A 16051-nucleotide genomic window follows, 5' to 3' on the forward strand; every position below is an offset into this window, starting at 1 on the left:
CCCCTTATTTCATCTGCGCGATTATGATCCGGTTGCCTTCCGGATCAAGCAGCGCGAATTCGCTCAAATCGGGGAAATCGCCCGGCTCTCCGGCCAGCTCAAACCCTTGGTCCCGAACATAATTAAGCGCACCCTCGAAATCTTCCGTTTCGAAATAGAACACCTCCGTAAACGAATCCCCGTTCAAGTGGCGGTTTTGATCGAGCAAAAGCGCCGCCCCGGAGGCCGTCCGGATGGAATATACGTGCTGTGCCGCAGCATCTTCCTCATATGGGACACCCAGCAATTCGCAGTACCAGCGTGCCGCGGACGGCATATGCTTCACATCGACAAACACCCCGCCGACCCGCGGCATAATCGGACTTTGTCCTTCAAACCGGCTGGCGACTTCGTTTTGTTCCGACCAGCAGACCATTTGCGTGTTTCCTTCGGGATCGCGGAAGTTGAAGAAAGCCATCGTCCCGTGCCTTTCCGGTTCCCAAACGGTTACTCCCTTGTCACGGATGTATTGGTAAGCGAGATCAATATCTCGGGTCGGGAACATGATGCGCGGCATCATTTCCTCGCTCCAGTCCGGATTTTCCCGGTTGGCGGCATCGGAATCAAGGATCAGATGCGCCCCCTGGAAATCAAACCAGTAAACCGGACCGCCATTCAACCGTTCTTCCATGATCGGCAAACCGAGCAAGCGGCTGTACCATTCCGCCGCCCTGCGCAAATCCGTGACATGCACAAACACACTGCCGACCCGGTTCTCTATCGGTAAAGATCCGGCTTTAAAGATGGCGCTTCCATGATCAACCAACCTGAATCAACTCCTTTTCCGTAATGCGATGAATTTGACATGCTTAATGGGATAAAACCCATAAATTTGATATGATATTAACATATTTCATTTATCATTTTCCATAGTATTCCTATTATTCTTTATATCTGTGATGGAGAAAGGATGTCCCGGTTGAAGATTATTAAAGAGACGGCTATTTTAACCGCATTTCTGTTCATTTTCAATTTGATTGTTAAGCTTATTTTTAAACCTGATTACATAATAGAAACGTTTGAAAAGGGGGTTTGGTGGGGCTTAGCTGTATATGTAACCGCCTTGGCTCTGATGTTTGTGATTATTTTCCTCATTCTTTTTGTTAGTCGATTCATAGTTAAGCGGAAAAACAGACAGAAGCAATAAGAAACAACCCTTCTTTTTAGGCCAACAGGCCGATTTATGAAAAAATTCCTGCACTTTAGCAGGAATTTTTTCTGTTCATGGAGACATCACCGCAATAACTGCATTTTTGCAGGAATTTCCATGCAATGCACAGACCGCGTGTTTCCATATATTCAGATCTCAGAATACCTTTGTCGTCCAACTCTCGCAATTCCACGTTTCCGTCACGACATCGCGATAGAATTCGGGCTCGTGGGAAATCAGCAAAATGCTGCCTTTATACGCTTGAAGCGCGCGCTTCAGCTCATCCTTGGCGTCCACGTCCAGGTGGTTGGTCGGTTCGTCGAGCACCAGCAAATTCGTCTCGCGGTTGATCAGCTTGCACAGCCGCACCTTCGCCTTCTCCCCGCCGCTCAGCACGGCGACTTTGCTCTCGATATGCTTCGTGGTTAGCCCGCATTTGGCGAGTGCCGCCCGTACCTCGAACTGCGAAAACGACGGGAACTCGTTCCAAATCTCCTCGATGCAAGTATTGTAATTCGCTTCCTTCATCTCCTGCTCGAAATATCCGATTTCGAGATGCTCTCCCAACTGGACCGAGCCGGAAATCGCCGGGATTTGGCCCAAAATGCTGCGAAGCAGCGTCGTTTTCCCGATCCCGTTGGCGCCGACCAAGGCGATCTTCTGCCCGCGCTCCATGCGCAGGTTAAGCGGGCGGGATAGCGGAGAATCGTAACCGATGACCAAATCGCTCGTTTCAAAGATCACTTTCCCGGACGTTCTTCCGTCCTTGAAATTGAATTGCGGCTTCGGCTTTTCCTTGGCCAGCTCAATGATCTCCATCTTATCCAGCTTCTTCTGTCTGGACATCGCCATGTTGCGCGTAGCCACACTCGCTTTGTTGCGGGCCACGAAATCCTTGAGATCTGCGATTTCCTGCTGCTGCCGCTTGTATGCTGACTCGAGCTGCTGCTTCTTCGCTTCATACACCTGCTGGAAGTAGTCGTAATCGCCGACGTAGCGGTTCAGCTCCTGATTTTCCATATGATAAATCAGATTGATTACACTGTTGAGGAACGGGATATCATGCGAAATCAAAATGAACGCATTCTCGTATTCCTGCAAATAACGCTTCAGCCACTCGATATGCTGCTCATCCAGATAGTTGGTCGGTTCGTCCAGCAGCAGGATGTCCGGTTTCTCGAGCAGCAGCTTCGCCAGCAGTACCTTCGTCCGCTGACCGCCGCTGAGATCGTTGACGTCCTTGTCCAAGCCGATGTCCGTCAGACCCAGTCCGCGCGCCGTTTCTTCGACCTTGGAGTCGATCAGATAGAAGTCCTGATTGGTAAGCGTGTCCTGGATCGTTCCCACATCTTCCAATAGCTGCTCCAATTCTTCGGGCGACACGTCGCCCATTTTGGCGTACATATCGTTCATCTCCTGCTCCATATCGAACAGGTACTGGAATGCGCTGCGCAGCACGTCGCGAATCGTCATACCCTTGGTAAGCACCGCATGCTGATCCAGATAACCGACACGGGTACGTCTGGCCCATTCCACTTTTCCCTCATCCGGCTGGAGCTTACCGGTAATAATGTTCATGAAGGTTGACTTCCCTTCACCATTGGCTCCGATCAGTCCGATATGCTCTCCCTTCAGAAGTCGGAAAGAAACGTCACTAAAAATGGCGCGATCTCCAAATCCGTGACTAAGCTTTTCTACATTTAATATGCTCATGAATTAACACCTTTTCTGTTTGCTGTGTACTCGTCATATTATAAATGGAATCTACGGCCGGGAACAAGCCTTTCCTGCAATTCTTCGCTTTCGGGAAGACAGATACTCGGCAGAGGCCGATTCTATTAATAAATTGCTTTTACGGGAGGAAGCTTATGTAATAACCTAATTATTTACGATTCATTAGAACGGAGGGTCAAAATGAAAAGCTTTGGAGCTTACCTGCTACTCATCCTGCTCGGATTTACGCTGTTAATCGCCACGGATTTGATGAGCGGACTGTCATTGAATCAATCGCTCAAGATTATGACCCATCCTTTCGCGGTGCTTACATCCGTCGAACTAATCCTTATTCCCGTAACCGTCTTGCTCCCCATCATACCGGCCGTCAAATCCTTATTCAAAGCAATGAGTAAGCGTCCAAAGAAAAGCCAAAGCCGACCCTAATCTCATTCCGCCTTTTCTTCGCCCATTTTTTCTTCGTAGCTGTTCCCCCTCATTCCGGTACCTCTGATGTAGGCTTCTACTTCAACGTCCACGGTGCAACCAGGAAAAAGTTCCGGCCAATCCTTTTCAATTTTTTTCCATTCCTTGGCGTGATACTGTTTCAAGACAGAACCGAACCCTAAAATATCGCTTCCTTCTTGCTGCGCCTTCCTAACCGTCCCGGTAATTTCTTTTTCCGTTCGCTTGGCCCACTCATTTTGAATTTGAATGATATTGTCCCTATTATTTAACTCCGTTAAACTTGAGCCGGCTGCTTCGCCGAGAGTTCCCTCTTCCTTGATATGAATCGTGAATTTGGGCCGGCCGTGATCGAGCGATGATTTGATTTTTGTATTGGAACGGACAATGACGACGGCATATTTACTTTCCGGTTCTTCGCCCGGCAATTCGAGCAGTGAACCTTTCATTTCGTTTCTGATCCGCATCAGCCCTCTTGCCAGATCACCGTCCAACCATCCGATCAATTTCCCCTGCTTGAATATGGATATACCCTCAACCTTTACATATGCCGGCGGATTAGAGCGTTTTAAATTGTCATCGGTATGGCTGATCTCCAAATCCCCCTCCACTTTAACTCCGCCAAGGACCGGTTCCCCGGGACTCACAAGTCCATTGATGGTGTCCGCAATATTGAAATTTACATTTTCCGCCCAAATGCTGGATGTAATTCGCGATCGTTTGGCTATGCCGATGGACGAAATCTTCTCCATAGGCGATAAAACTTCAATTACTTTTTCCGCTGTGATGTTTCTCGAGATCAATACGGTGGAATTCAACCGAACCTCATGGGAGCGCTCAAAAAAGTCGAAAAGATCCGTTATTCCCTTTTGCGCCAAGGATTCCCCGATGACTACCAACTGAATATGACCGAAGAACATCCGCCGGGGAACTTTTCTCGAAATTTTGCGAATCGCACCGTACAATGTATCGCTTTGTTCGCTGATCACGATAATGGGCATCCCTCCCGTACCGCCCTGGCCCCCCGTACCTGCAGTTAAAGCCCCGGAATTTACGATCTGAAAGGTAACGCGATACTTATTCGAATCCGGTACGGAATCGATTCCCATACCAACGGCAAACGCCATATCTGTTAATTCCCGGCTGTTCCAGCACCCGGCCAATAGACTTATACTAAGTGCAAAAGTAATCGGAACAAGATAACGGCGGTAATGGCCAATCACATAAAATCCACCTTTCCACTCGAGATTTCTTATTGGGTGCTTTCTCTGTTGGACTCTTCGGAGCGAACGGCTTTTGAATGTGAAGTCACTTTGTTAAACCCGAATCGAATCAGCGCATCCTTCTGCCTTTCAAGATTGAAAGGCGTTGCCGGAGCCATGTAGGAGACTCCAAATGACTGCAGTCCGCACAAATGCGCGACCAAGAGCATGCTAAAGACAACGATGCCGAAAAAGCCTATAAACGTAGCAAAGATCATACAGGCAAAACGAAGCAGCCGGATGGACAAGGCCATGTTAAACGAAGGGGTGGAAAAGCTCGATATCCCCGTTAGCGCCACGACGATCACCATCGCGGAGGACACGATTCCCGCTTGCACCGCAGCTTGTCCCAGTACCAGCGCGCCTACAATCGAGACCGCTTGCCCGATGGCCCGCGGCATTCGAACGCCCGCTTCCCGGAGGATCTCAAATGTCACCTCCATGATCAACACTTCGACCAGCGCGGGGAAAGGCACCGTTTCCTGCTGCGTAGCCAATGAAATCAAAAGCTGCGTCGGAATCAATTCGTAATGAAAGGTAATCGCGGCAATATATATGGAAGGGCCGAACAGCGAAATAAATAACGCAAAATAGCGCAGCAACCGGATGGCCGTGGACACGTCGGACCGCTGATAATAATCTTCCGCAGCCTGGAAGAACATAAAAAAGGTAGTGGGTGCGATCAGCACGAATGGCGTTCCGTCCACAAAAATGGCTACCCGGCCCTCGAGCAAATTGGCGGCGACCGTGTCCGGCCGCTCCGTGTTATAGAGGGTGGGAAACGGAGTTATGGCTTTGTCTTGTATGAAATTCTCGATATATCCGGATTCCAGGATGGAATCATAATCGATGGCATTGAGGCGCTTTTTGACTTCTGCGACCACACCCTCGCCAGCCGTTCCCTTGAGGTACAGAATGGCGACATCGGTATGAGTGACCTTGCCGATGCTCATTTTCTCCAGCCAAAGATTGCCGCTTTTTATGCGCTTGCGAACCAAGGCGACATTCGTTCCGATCGACTCGTTGAAACCGTCCTTGGGGCCGCGGATAACCACCTGGGATGAAGGCTCCTCTACCGCTCTTTGTTCGCTCCCCTGCGTGTTGCAGCTTAAGGCTTCTCCGGATCCTTCCAGCATGATGATCGTTTCTCCCGACAAAATTCCGAGAATGACTTCATCAAAATCACGTACCGGCTGAACATGGCCCATAAGGCCCGCTTTTATGTTTGCCAAATCGGGTAGCTCCGACGACGTGTCTCCGCTGTTGTTCATTTCATCCAGAAAAGAGGACAAAATAGCATTTACCGCTGTCTTGTCAGTCAAACCTGACATAAATACAGCGACTGCGGCGGGTGATTTGTCCGCTATATAAGACAGGCTGCGAATATTGAGATCTGCACTGGGGCCGAGTTTGTCCCGGAGATAGGCCAAATTTTCCTCCAGGCCGGTGTATAACGGGGCTCTCCGTGCGGAGCTTGAATCTTTGTTCTCACCTGAAGTTCTAGTCAGAAACTTATTCATGCCTTAAGCCTCCTTACTGATCGGCGAATTGTCTTTTTGGCAAGATGAACAATAAACAAAAGCAGCGGTATGACCACCGTTACCACGAGAAGCAGCGGTAAGGATCCCGTTTTCCCTTCGTTTACATGCTCGGGAAAGCTCCAAGACGAAAATATCGACATAAATAAAACAACAATCCCAACCGGAACGGCCAATTTTTGGGGTGAGGAAATCCGGAGCAGATCGGCAAGAATGGCCATCACCGCGTAGGAATACATACTCATTTTGAAAAAAACGCAAATTATCAGCGTTAGAATAGCAAGTGCATCGAGCCGTTGCAGGAAATTGGCGATGTCAACTATAGAAATTGCCGCCAGCAGCGAGAAATTGGAACGGGTATAAATGCTGCTTCCGATCATTATAATCTGAAGGGCATGAGTTAATGAAAGCAACAACCCGCTTATGGCGACCGCTGCCGCTCCCGTTTTACCGGATGATTGCTTATCCGTCAGAAGCGGCAGCACGGTCATAAAGCAGAATATTTCTCCGAACGGAAACAACAGAATCGAGGGATAAGCGGTTCGCAGGACGGATGTCCAACTATCAAAAAGAGGGAGAATATTGCTGATCTTCATATCTCCGGAGAAGATCAGCACAACAATACCGACTATACCCGTGAGTAAAATCACAAACAAATAAATTTGACCCATCCGAAAAAATACTTCAACGCCCTTGCTTAACACATAGATCATGACGAAGGCCGTAATGAAATTGATCACGAATAACGGGGTTTCGTCATATGTCGACGAGACCAGTAGATCCCCGCCTTCTCTTAAATTCCGTGCGGCGTTGTACAGGAAATAGGAAAGGATGAACAAAGATAAAGGCCAGCCCAGAAACGGCCCGACAATTTTGCGAATGCAGCCGCTGATGATTTGATCCGGGTATTGCCGGAACAGGTAATTATACAGTAAATAAAGCAGAATCCCGCCGGGGATGGCCGCCAAAATAGCAAGCCAAATGGCATGATCGGCTTGCAGCCCGATCGGAACCACAATCGCCGTACCAAACTCGAACAAAATCATTAAAGAAAATAATTCTTTAGGATTTATAAAAACTTTTCCCGCCATGATGGATATGCCTCCGTTTGATTGTCCATGGTGTTCAACTAATTATTTCCATATAATCTTGGATTATGTAAAACAAAGCAAAAGAGCACTTCCGTTTGGAAGTGCTCTTGCTTTGCCGTGCAAGGATATGTACTTTTGTTCGGAGGCCTTTTCGTCCCTTATGTTTAGAGCCCGCTGTCATCGGATGTCTGATAGCCGTAGTTTACGGTCACTTCACTGCCGTCGTTGTACTGCAGCACAATCTCATCGATGCGGATCGTTTCAAGCGCTCCCTGATAGGTAAACAGGTCGAATACAAGCAGCTCGTCATCCGGCTCTACCGGTCCGACATATTTCACGGAAAAGCTGCTTTCCCCGGTAAGCTGATCATAGGAAGGATCGCCGACGGGATTAAATGTGCTGATCTTCACGGTATAGTAATTGATCGTTTTGCCGGTCAGATTTTGGGCTATCCAGGTCAGCTTGACGCCATCCGCGCTGTTTACGCTGTAATTAAACGTCGTAGGCTCCCCGATCAGACCGGCACTATCCACGGCCGCAGGTTCATACGACTCCGCAACGGACGCGTTAGCCCCTTCCTCATTGGAACCGGCCCTGGTTTCCGAGTCCTCTTCCGGAGGAGAGGCGGTTGTCTTCGCTGCCCCCTGGGAGTCTTCGGAAGGCGTATCGCCCTTTGCCTCGTTAGCGCCTGTATCCGCCGTTTCGTTATTCGCCTTCCCCCCGGATTGTTCGGCTGCATTTGCGGCGGCCTCCGTTTTGATCGCGTTGTTGTCCGCCGCCGGCGAAATCCGCACGGCCAGGACAAGCAGCAGCATTGCGGCGGCCACAACCGAAAGTGTGATCGCCATGGCAATCGTAAATCCTTTTAAAAACTTCATCCAAGCCCCTACCCCATTCTTTATCTCGTTATATGCTAAATCATATAATGACAAAATTTACTTGTCCACAAAAATATACATATTTCGACAAAAGCAATGTGAGGCCATGATTGAGACGCTTATGAGGGCGAGTGTCCGCTTTTGGATACGCCAAGCCGCTGCGACGTATAAATTCCGGTATGCCCCGAGAACAGATAGCTGACGATGCAAGCGATAAACAGGTAGACGGCGGCATCGGAACCGAACAGTTCGATTCCCATAATAAAACAGGCGATCGGCGTGTTGGCCGCGCCGCAAAATACCGCGATAAACCCAAGTCCGGCCAAAAAAGGCGCATACAGATGCAAAAAGCCGGAAAGGGCGTTGCCGAGCGTTGCCCCGATGGCAAATAACGGCGTGACCTCTCCCCCCTGAAAGCCGGCCCCAAGCGTGAATGATGTAAACAGCAGCTTCCATAAGAACGCGAACGGGGACACCAGGTCCGTAAACGAGCTCTGGATCAGAGGAATGCCAAGTCCCAGATAATCCCGCGTTCCTATTGCATAGGTAAGTCCGATGATGACGAACCCGCCTGCGGCGCTTTTGATCATCGGATTCTTAAATAATTTGGCGTACCCTCTTTTCATGGCATGGGTTAATTTGCTGAACAGCATGCTTGTCCATCCGAACAGGATAGCCGCAAACACGACCTTTAGCACCACGAGCCAGCTTAATTCCGGAATCTCGCCGATCTGATAATGTATGTGGGACACGCCCCAGACCGACGAGGTGACGAGATTTCCGACAAAGCTGGCGATGAACGCCGGGATAAGCGCTTCATGGCTGATCAGCCCGATCGCCAGCACCTCCAGCCCGAATACGGTTCCCGCCAGGGGCGTGCCGAAGATGGAACCGAAACCGCCGCTGATGCCGCAGATCAGCAATATCCGGCGGGTGTCCGGCCGGACGCGCAGCAGCTTTCCGAACCATTCGGCCAAGCTGCCGCCCATCTGCACGGCGGTTCCTTCTCGGCCCGCCGAGCCTCCGAACAGATGGGTGACGAGCGTACCAAGCAACACCAGCGGCGCCATGCGCAGAGGAATCGTTTCCTGCCCGCCGTTGATCTGCTCCAGAATCAGATTGTTGCCCTTGCCGCTGTTTTGGCCGAATTTAACATACAAATAACTGACCAAGGCTCCGCCTGCAGGCAGCAAAAACAACAGCCAGGGATGCTCCAGGCGCAGTCCTGTCACAGCATCCAGGCTTTTGAGAAACACGGCGGAGGCCGATCCGGCCAGAATGCCGACGCCCCCGCCCAGCGCGATCCATTTCAGCAGGCCTCCCAGCAGCCCCAAGGCCGTCCATTGTCGGCACCGTTTGGCCCAGATTTGCTTCCATTCCTTCATCTTAATCGCTTCCTCTCTCCATACCCCTGTCCCCGGAAAAAAATAGACTCCTACCAGGGAACAAGAAAATATTCTCTGGTAGGAGTCATCAGCCTCTCGGCGGTTATGGCGAACTCCATCGCCTATTATTAATAAATGAATTGTAATACGACTCGTGCACATCAGTCAATCGTTTTGTTCCGTAGGGTTAAGCTTCCCTGTTCTCCAAATATTGATGCTTTAATAACGCAAAAATCACGGAATCCACAAACTGGCCCTTTTCATAAAAATTTTGCTTCAAATAGCCTTCTTCGTGAAAGCCGGTCTTCTCCAGCAAAAAGCGGGAGCGGATATTATCGGGATCGATATAGGCTTCAACCCGGTTGAGCCCGAGATCTTCGAACCCGAATCTCATAATCTCCTGCAGCACCTCGGTCATGACTCCCTGACGCCAATACTCGGGGTTCAGCTCATAGCCGATTTCCGCTTTATAATGCTCTTTGGACCAATTATGGTAACCGCACGTACCGATCACTTTGTTCCCCGGTTTGGCCGTGATCGCCCAGCGGAAGCCTTTCTTCTCCTGGAATCGGCTGTTCCAGGTCTGGATCAGCTCCTCCGCCTGCCTAAGCTCCACTAAACGGTCCAAATCATAGTATTTGGTCACTTCGTCATTGGAGAAATAATGAAACAAATCGCGGGCGTCCTCGCGCGTCAGCTTACGCAAAATAAATCTTTCGGTCTCCAATTGCGGAAAAAAGGGCATAGCTCTTCGTTCCTTTCGTACTGGATTGGGGATTGGTACTCTATATTATAGGGGAAAGGAAATGGGAGCGAAAGCACAATTACGGATGGCACGAAGTATTCTTATCCGGTTACCTCTCCCTCTGCCAAACAGGTTTGCCGCTGCAAGCGTCGATATAGCGCATTTTTACCGATGCCTCGTCCCCGGAGGCGAGCCGTTTTACCGAATGGACTACAGGAACATAGACCAAGCGATATCCTCGCCCCGCTTCGTCTTCTGTTCGCTCGCTAATCCACTTTAACTCAACCCTTAAGCTTTTGGCGTAAATATCAAGCGCTTCCTCCGGGCCGATCGCCGGCCTCATCCCCCCGCTTGCCAGCATGCGAATATAATCATATGAGACTCCCATATACCCTTTGATTCTTCCGGTTTTGGTCGAGACAATGATCGTAACGCGATGATGCTGAACAGGTATGCCCCGAATTACTACAGGCAAATAAAAGAACTCACGATCACGGGTCTCAAGCTCGTCCTCTTCTTTATCCTTTTCAAGCTGCAGGTACGCCCCGTAATCAGGAAACACGGTTTGCAAAAACCGCTTCGCTTCCTCCCAGCACTGCCCCCGGTTTAATGCGGCAGGGCCATCCGGCTCCTCTGTATTTATATAAAATCCGGCCAGCCGTCCGGTTGATTTCTCGATCGTGATACGATGGGATGCCGTCAAGTTTCGCAGCATATTCCCCCACTTGCGGTTCATATAGGCGTCTGCGGACAATCCGTCCTCTTCCGTTTCCTCTTCCTTGCCGGTAGCCTTGTAGAACAGAAAGACTCTTTCCTCATCCTCCTTAACCTTGTCAAGCTCATACCTGTTGGGGTCAATCCCCAGTACGCCTTCCCATTTGTCGATCAACGTGGTGATCGAATCGGCATCCACCGGTGCAAAAGCCCAGAAATGGTCGATACACTGCGAAGAAATCGGAAGCGGATAGCTTTCGGGCATTACATAATGATCGATCGAATGGAGATCCTCCCCTGTAGCCGCGTCTATAAAGCGTAAATCGGGAGTCGGCTCATAGACCAGCCGATCCTCCGGTTCGTGTTCCTCCACCAAATATAGCGAAGATGGCAAAGAGACGATGGCGGGTTTCATTTGTATTTCCCGTAAAAGCTTGCGCCGTACCGTTTCCTGATCGACAATGTCTGGATACTCCGGGTATAGAATATCCTCCAGCTCCGCACGGTAAGATACCGGATTCAGCGTATGATCAACAGCAATCTCGCAGCCCGTATCGGGCAAAGGCAATCCGCCCGCCTCCGCTCTATATGTAAAGGTTATACGATCACGGTCATGGCGAACCCGGGTCCATGTCAGCTTGGAATGCTCGGGATGGTGCCTAGTTACAAAAGCCTCGGCCGCAGCCTTCGCCTCCGCAAGGAGATCTTTATTATTTTCTGTTATTGATCCTGCCGCATCGGCTTTATCCATCTTCAAACGAAGCAACCGCCCGGTTTCCAAATCCAGCGAGACCTCGATCCTATTGTCGTCACAAGCGGGATCTTCCCATATGAAGCAGCGCTCTTCTGCGTGATGTTTGGGGACGCTGTCCTCCATCTCCAGGCGGAAGTGCTTTGGGATATCGACGACGGTTACGGCGATGTTCCGCAATTGTTCCATTCCTACAGGCATAGCTTCCTCCCGTTCTCTTTAAGTTTGATGCACTATGGTTCCATTCTAGCAAATATTGCCGAAGTCGCATAATAAAAACCCGTTCCAAGCCGATGCTTGGGACGGGTTGGGTGTACGGAGGAACGGACATTAAGATTCCGAAACGACCGTAAAACGCTCGTTGATGTGCTGAGGATGTTCGATTTCATCGACGACGGCGACGGCGTAGTCTTCATAGCTGACATAGCTTTCGCCTTTGGAATTGACCAGCAGTTGGTCTTTGCCCGTCCGGTAAGAACCGGTGCGGCTGCCCAGAGCAAAGGTCGCCGACGGGCTGACGAAAGTCCATTGGATTCCTTCGGTTCCCTGCAAAATCTCCAGGTTTTTGCCTTGATTCGACGCGGTCGGCTTCACAAAGTCCGGGAACTCGGGGGTATCGATCAGACGGGTCGTTTGCGCCTCGTCGACATAAAGGCTTCCCGCGCCGCCGACCACGATCAGCCGAGTATCCGGCGCCCCTTTCATCGCTTCAATCAGAACATTTCCGGCGTCGACATGCAAATGCTCCTGCCCCATCGGCGCGCCGAAGGCGTTCACAACGACGTCAAACGGCTTCAGATCGTCCGCCTTGAGATCGAATACGTCCTTTTCCACCACCGGGACATTTTTGTTGTCCAGTTTGGAGGCATTCCGGACGAACGCCGTCACGTCATGCCCCCGGTCCAAAGCTTCCTTCATAATTCGGCTGCCCGCTTTTCCTGCTGCGCCGATAATCGCGATTTTTGCCATGATCATTTTCCTCCTTAATTTAAAAGAATCACTCGGCCCCGACAATTACCCGAATGCCGATCCCGAACGGATCGCGGAGAGCGAGTCCGCCGGCGTTATGCTCATACGATGCGCCCTCGGCGGCGATTCGCCGCTCCACTTCCGTGAGCGCCGCTTCATCCGGTACCGTGATCGTGAAGTAACGAAGCCCCACGGCGTCTTCCGGAGCGGCGGGTGCCCCCGCCCCAGCCCATAGATTCAAGCCGATGTGGTGATGATATCCGCCCGCGGAGATGAACAGCGCCGCTCCGCCATAGCGGGCGACCAAATCAAAGCCCAGCACATCGCAATAGAAATGCCGGGCGGTATCCAGGTCCCCGACATGAAAATGCACGTGGCCGATTCGGGTTCCCGCCGGAAGCCCGGTCCACTCCAAGCCCTCCGAGGCGGCGAGCAGGCCTTCGATATCCACCGGTTCGGTGGTCATCACGATTTCCCCGCGTTCATTTTTCTGCCAGGTATCGCGCGGACGGTCCGCGTAAATCTCAATCCCGTTCCCGTCGGGGTCGCTAAGGTATAACGCCTCGCTGACCAGATGGTCCCCTTGTCCCACGGGAACGCGATGGCGGACCAGATTGCGCAGCGCCAGGCCCAAAGCGGGACGGTCCGGCACGAGAATCGCGAAATGATATAATCCCGATACCGTCCGCTCCGGAAGCCGCCGGAAAGCTTCATCGGCTTCAAGAATTAATAGCGTTTGTTCTCCGCCGGCAGTCAATTCCGCGATGTTGTCCTCCCGTTTCCGCAAACGAAGACCGAGCACTTCTTGATAGAATTTAAGCGATCTCTCCATATCGTTGATCTTTAACCGTACCGCGCCGATACGGGTTCCGGGATGAATGGTTTCAGCCACAGCTTCGAACCTCCTTCGTTGTCTAATTTACAACAAGACACTTGTAACTACATTAGTTACATTACTTTATGTAACCAGTATAGTTACAGGGGGGGTGGATGTCAACCCAGGATATTAAATTCCGTTATCCAAAAAAATATGCCCCATAAAGGGGCATTTTACTTATCATATATACTCCGGCGGCATTTCCTGTTTTCAAGACGGGTTACGATGAACCGCAAGACGCCTCGGTCGTCCGGATGTTGTCTACGATATCCGACAGCTTCACCAGTTCCAAGGTATGTTCCATGGCAGTCTGGGCCGCCGAGAACACCGGTTCGATCGACGCCTGTATGTTTCGCCCGACCGGGCAGTGCGGGTTCGGTTTGTCATGAACCGAAAATAACGCGTCCTCTTCCACCACTTGAACCGCGCGGTAAATATCCAGCAAGGTAATCTCTGTTACGAGGCGGTTCAGCTTGGACCCGGCAACCCCGGGCCGCACCTGCACCAGCCCGGCTTTGTTCAGCATGCCCAAAATCCGGCGGATGACAACCGGGTTCGTGTTCACGCTGTCCGCGATATATTCTGAGGTGTTGACACCTTCCTTGTTCAGCTCAAGCAGGGACAAGACATGAATGGCGACGGCAAAACGCGAGCTGATCGTCATGATTATCCCCCTTTCTCGTAATGTAACTATAATAGTTACACAAGCTGCAAAATGTCAACGCTCGAACAGATTTCCGAGTCCGCCGAAAAATCCGGCGCCCATTTCATGGGCATTCATCACGATCATCCTCTCATTAATTCATGACATGAATTATGTAAATTCCAGACTACTATAGAAGTATATGCGCTACAGCTTGTCCAGCATCAACAGCATATGCTCCAGCATTTCCGGCAGATCCTGAACCACCTCTTCGCCGAACCTCCTTTGGAAGTCGACGGTGATTTCATCCAGGGGAAGGAAATCATTATCTCCGTACACACTTATGATTCTTTGCATTAGCCCGATATGATTGCCCCAAATTTCGGCGGTCAATCGCTCAATCTCCGGGCATTCGCCGGCGGGGTCTTTCAGACGCTTGTAAAAAACGGGCTGCATCCGGCAACCGAGCGTGACCGTATTTAGCTCCAGAATTTCCCCGGCCAGGTCCTCGGTATCCGCCCATAATCTCAGCTCCGCCCATTTGTCCGGCTGTCCCGGCAGACTGAACTGTATCGCGTAATACCTGGACATTACGGATAATTCGATCCGGTCGGTGCGGCCGATAATTTCGAGCTTGCCGCGAAAATCCAAATCATAGACGGCTCCTTCGACAACAACCTTTAAATTTTCGAAGATCGTTGGATCAAACATGCCGGTACTCCTCTTCCAGGATCGACATCAGATAAAGCGAAGTGTAACCCTCTCCGCCTTCTTCTTTAAAACAATCGCGGAGTATTCCTTCCTGATTGAAGCCCTCCGACTCGTAAAGCGCTTTGGCCCGGGAATTTATGCTCCTCACATCGAGCTGCAATCGATGGGCGCCCGCTATGGAAAAGGCCCAGTCTTTAACGAGTTGTATAGCCTCGCGTCCGTATCCGCGGCCTTTGGAATCCACGACAAGGCGCGTCAATTCAATACAACCTTGATTCAGACAGACTCCTTTAATAAGCATGTAGCCTTCCGGTCGGCCGCTTTCCTTACTCTCGATAATAAGATGAAGATGATCCTCATCCTCGCTGAACTCTTCATGCTGCCGACGGGTCCAATTCCCGATAAACCGCCGATTCTCCTCGTGATGTTCCAGCTCGAGAACATAATCCAGCTCGGTATCGGTGAGGGTCGGCCTAATGCGCAACCGTGCTCCTTCCAGAACAAAATCGCTGTGGGCGCTCCGCATCATGTTCCCCTCCTACCGCTTCAAAAGGGAAGCGATCACGGGATAGGATATAAGCGGGCGCACCTCGTATATGGCCTGTACGGCACGCGGATGCTCGCCGAGGATTCCGTTCTGTAAAAAAGCCGCGCCGAAGCCTCTTTCACGGGCACCGTTGAAAGTAAACGTCACGCAATGTTCGGCGGCAAAGCCGCACACGACCACAAAATCAATTTCCCGATCTTTCAGCAGCTGCTCCAATGGAGTTTGCAAGAATGAATTCGGCCATTCCTTCTCTACCCGCAGCTCCGTCCCGCTGACGGCAATCTCGGGGATGAGATCGAATCCTTCCGCCCCGCCGTCTTCCCGGGCTTCGATGTCTTGGATAATAACGATCGGCAACTCGGCCTTCCGGAATAGATTCGCCGTTGCGTTAATATACTCGCAGGCCTCCCCAATCTCTCCTCTTGCCCGCGGACCTGCCGTAAAACCTTTCTGCATATCGATAATCAATAAAGCCGGTTTCATTCCTATTCCTCCTCATCATGGACTGGCGAATTTGCACCATGGCGTCTTCTCCATGCAGCAGCATGCATTTCGCTCATCCTATTATACACA

General features: G+C 50.9%; 17 protein-coding genes and 1 riboswitch. Of the genes, 2 read left to right on the plus strand and 15 right to left on the minus strand.

Annotated features, from left to right (window positions below; all coding sequences use genetic code 11):
* Positions 1–4: 4 nt before the first annotated feature.
* Entirely contained in the window at positions 5–805 is an 801-nt protein-coding gene (locus tag V3851_RS15135; RefSeq protein ID WP_331847394.1) for a VOC family protein, read from the minus strand.
* Positions 806–958: 153 nt separating this feature from the next.
* Here V3851_RS15135 and V3851_RS15140 point away from each other — a divergent pair, with 153 nt between their 5' ends.
* A complete protein-coding gene (locus V3851_RS15140) occupies positions 959–1186 on the plus strand; it encodes a hypothetical protein (protein WP_331847395.1) in 228 nt (75 codons plus the stop codon).
* A 159-nt stretch (positions 1187–1345) separates the two neighbouring features.
* On the opposite strand, the gene V3851_RS15145 is transcribed toward V3851_RS15140, so the two are convergent.
* Entirely contained in the window at positions 1346–2902 is a 1557-nt protein-coding gene (locus tag V3851_RS15145; protein ID WP_331847396.1) for an ABC-F family ATP-binding cassette domain-containing protein, read from the minus strand.
* A 201-nt stretch (positions 2903–3103) separates the two neighbouring features.
* On the opposite strand from V3851_RS15145, the gene V3851_RS15150 reads away from it, so the two are divergent.
* Positions 3104–3349 carry a hypothetical protein gene (locus tag V3851_RS15150; protein WP_331847397.1) on the plus strand — a complete coding sequence of 82 codons (246 nt, stop codon included), beginning with the start codon at positions 3104–3106 and terminating at the stop codon, positions 3347–3349.
* 2 nt (positions 3350–3351) lie between these two features.
* Here V3851_RS15150 and V3851_RS15155 read toward each other — a convergent pair whose 3' ends face one another.
* From V3851_RS15155 to V3851_RS15215, 13 genes are all read right to left on the minus strand, one after another.
* Positions 3352–4590 carry a Ger(x)C family spore germination protein gene (locus V3851_RS15155; RefSeq protein ID WP_331847398.1) on the minus strand — a complete coding sequence of 413 codons (1239 nt, stop codon included), beginning with the start codon at positions 4588–4590 and terminating at the stop codon, positions 3352–3354.
* A 29-nt stretch (positions 4591–4619) separates the two neighbouring features.
* Positions 4620–6149: a spore germination protein gene (locus V3851_RS15160; protein WP_331847399.1), complete on the minus strand. Its 1530-nt coding sequence runs from the start codon at positions 6147–6149 to the stop codon at positions 4620–4622.
* Positions 6146–7258 carry a GerAB/ArcD/ProY family transporter gene (locus V3851_RS15165; RefSeq protein WP_331847400.1) on the minus strand — a complete coding sequence of 371 codons (1113 nt, stop codon included), beginning with the start codon at positions 7256–7258 and terminating at the stop codon, positions 6146–6148. Before V3851_RS15165 ends, V3851_RS15160 begins: the two co-directional genes overlap by 4 nt.
* Before the next feature lie 164 nt (positions 7259–7422).
* Entirely contained in the window at positions 7423–8136 is a 714-nt protein-coding gene (locus V3851_RS15170) for a hypothetical protein (RefSeq protein ID WP_331847401.1), read from the minus strand.
* A 119-nt stretch (positions 8137–8255) separates the two neighbouring features.
* Positions 8256–9521 carry a voltage-gated chloride channel family protein gene (locus V3851_RS15175; protein ID WP_331847402.1) on the minus strand — a complete coding sequence of 422 codons (1266 nt, stop codon included), beginning with the start codon at positions 9519–9521 and terminating at the stop codon, positions 8256–8258.
* A 72-nt stretch (positions 9522–9593) separates the two neighbouring features.
* A riboswitch (Fluoride riboswitch) is annotated at positions 9594–9653 on the minus strand.
* A gap of 55 nt (positions 9654–9708) precedes the next feature.
* The gene (locus tag V3851_RS15180; RefSeq protein ID WP_331847403.1) at positions 9709–10266 is read right to left on the minus strand and encodes a GNAT family N-acetyltransferase; all 558 of its coding nucleotides are present in this window, start codon (positions 10264–10266) and stop codon (positions 9709–9711) included.
* 109 nt (positions 10267–10375) lie between these two features.
* Complete coding sequence (locus tag V3851_RS15185; RefSeq protein WP_331847404.1) at positions 10376–11932, minus strand: YcdB/YcdC domain-containing protein; 1557 nt, start codon at positions 11930–11932, stop codon at positions 10376–10378.
* Between the two features lie 129 nt (positions 11933–12061).
* Positions 12062–12700 (minus strand): NAD(P)-dependent oxidoreductase, encoded by a 639-nt coding sequence (locus V3851_RS15190; RefSeq protein ID WP_331847405.1) that lies wholly within the window; start codon positions 12698–12700, stop codon positions 12062–12064.
* 28 nt (positions 12701–12728) lie between these two features.
* Positions 12729–13592: a VOC family protein gene (locus tag V3851_RS15195; protein ID WP_331847406.1), complete on the minus strand. Its 864-nt coding sequence runs from the start codon at positions 13590–13592 to the stop codon at positions 12729–12731.
* Between the two features lie 205 nt (positions 13593–13797).
* Complete coding sequence (locus tag V3851_RS15200) at positions 13798–14241, minus strand: Rrf2 family transcriptional regulator (protein ID WP_331847407.1); 444 nt, start codon at positions 14239–14241, stop codon at positions 13798–13800.
* A gap of 186 nt (positions 14242–14427) precedes the next feature.
* Entirely contained in the window at positions 14428–14931 is a 504-nt protein-coding gene (locus tag V3851_RS15205) for a hypothetical protein (RefSeq protein ID WP_331847408.1), read from the minus strand.
* The gene (locus V3851_RS15210) at positions 14924–15460 is read right to left on the minus strand and encodes a GNAT family N-acetyltransferase (RefSeq protein WP_331847409.1); all 537 of its coding nucleotides are present in this window, start codon (positions 15458–15460) and stop codon (positions 14924–14926) included. The genes V3851_RS15205 and V3851_RS15210 overlap by 8 nt, the downstream gene beginning before the upstream one ends.
* 9 nt (positions 15461–15469) lie before the next feature.
* The gene (locus tag V3851_RS15215; RefSeq protein ID WP_331847410.1) at positions 15470–15961 is read right to left on the minus strand and encodes a cysteine hydrolase family protein; all 492 of its coding nucleotides are present in this window, start codon (positions 15959–15961) and stop codon (positions 15470–15472) included.
* Positions 15962–16051 lie beyond the last annotated feature (90 nt).

This window comes from Paenibacillus haidiansis (genome assembly GCF_036553665.1).
Taxonomy (GTDB): Bacteria; Bacillota; Bacilli; order Paenibacillales; family Paenibacillaceae; genus Fontibacillus; species Fontibacillus haidiansis.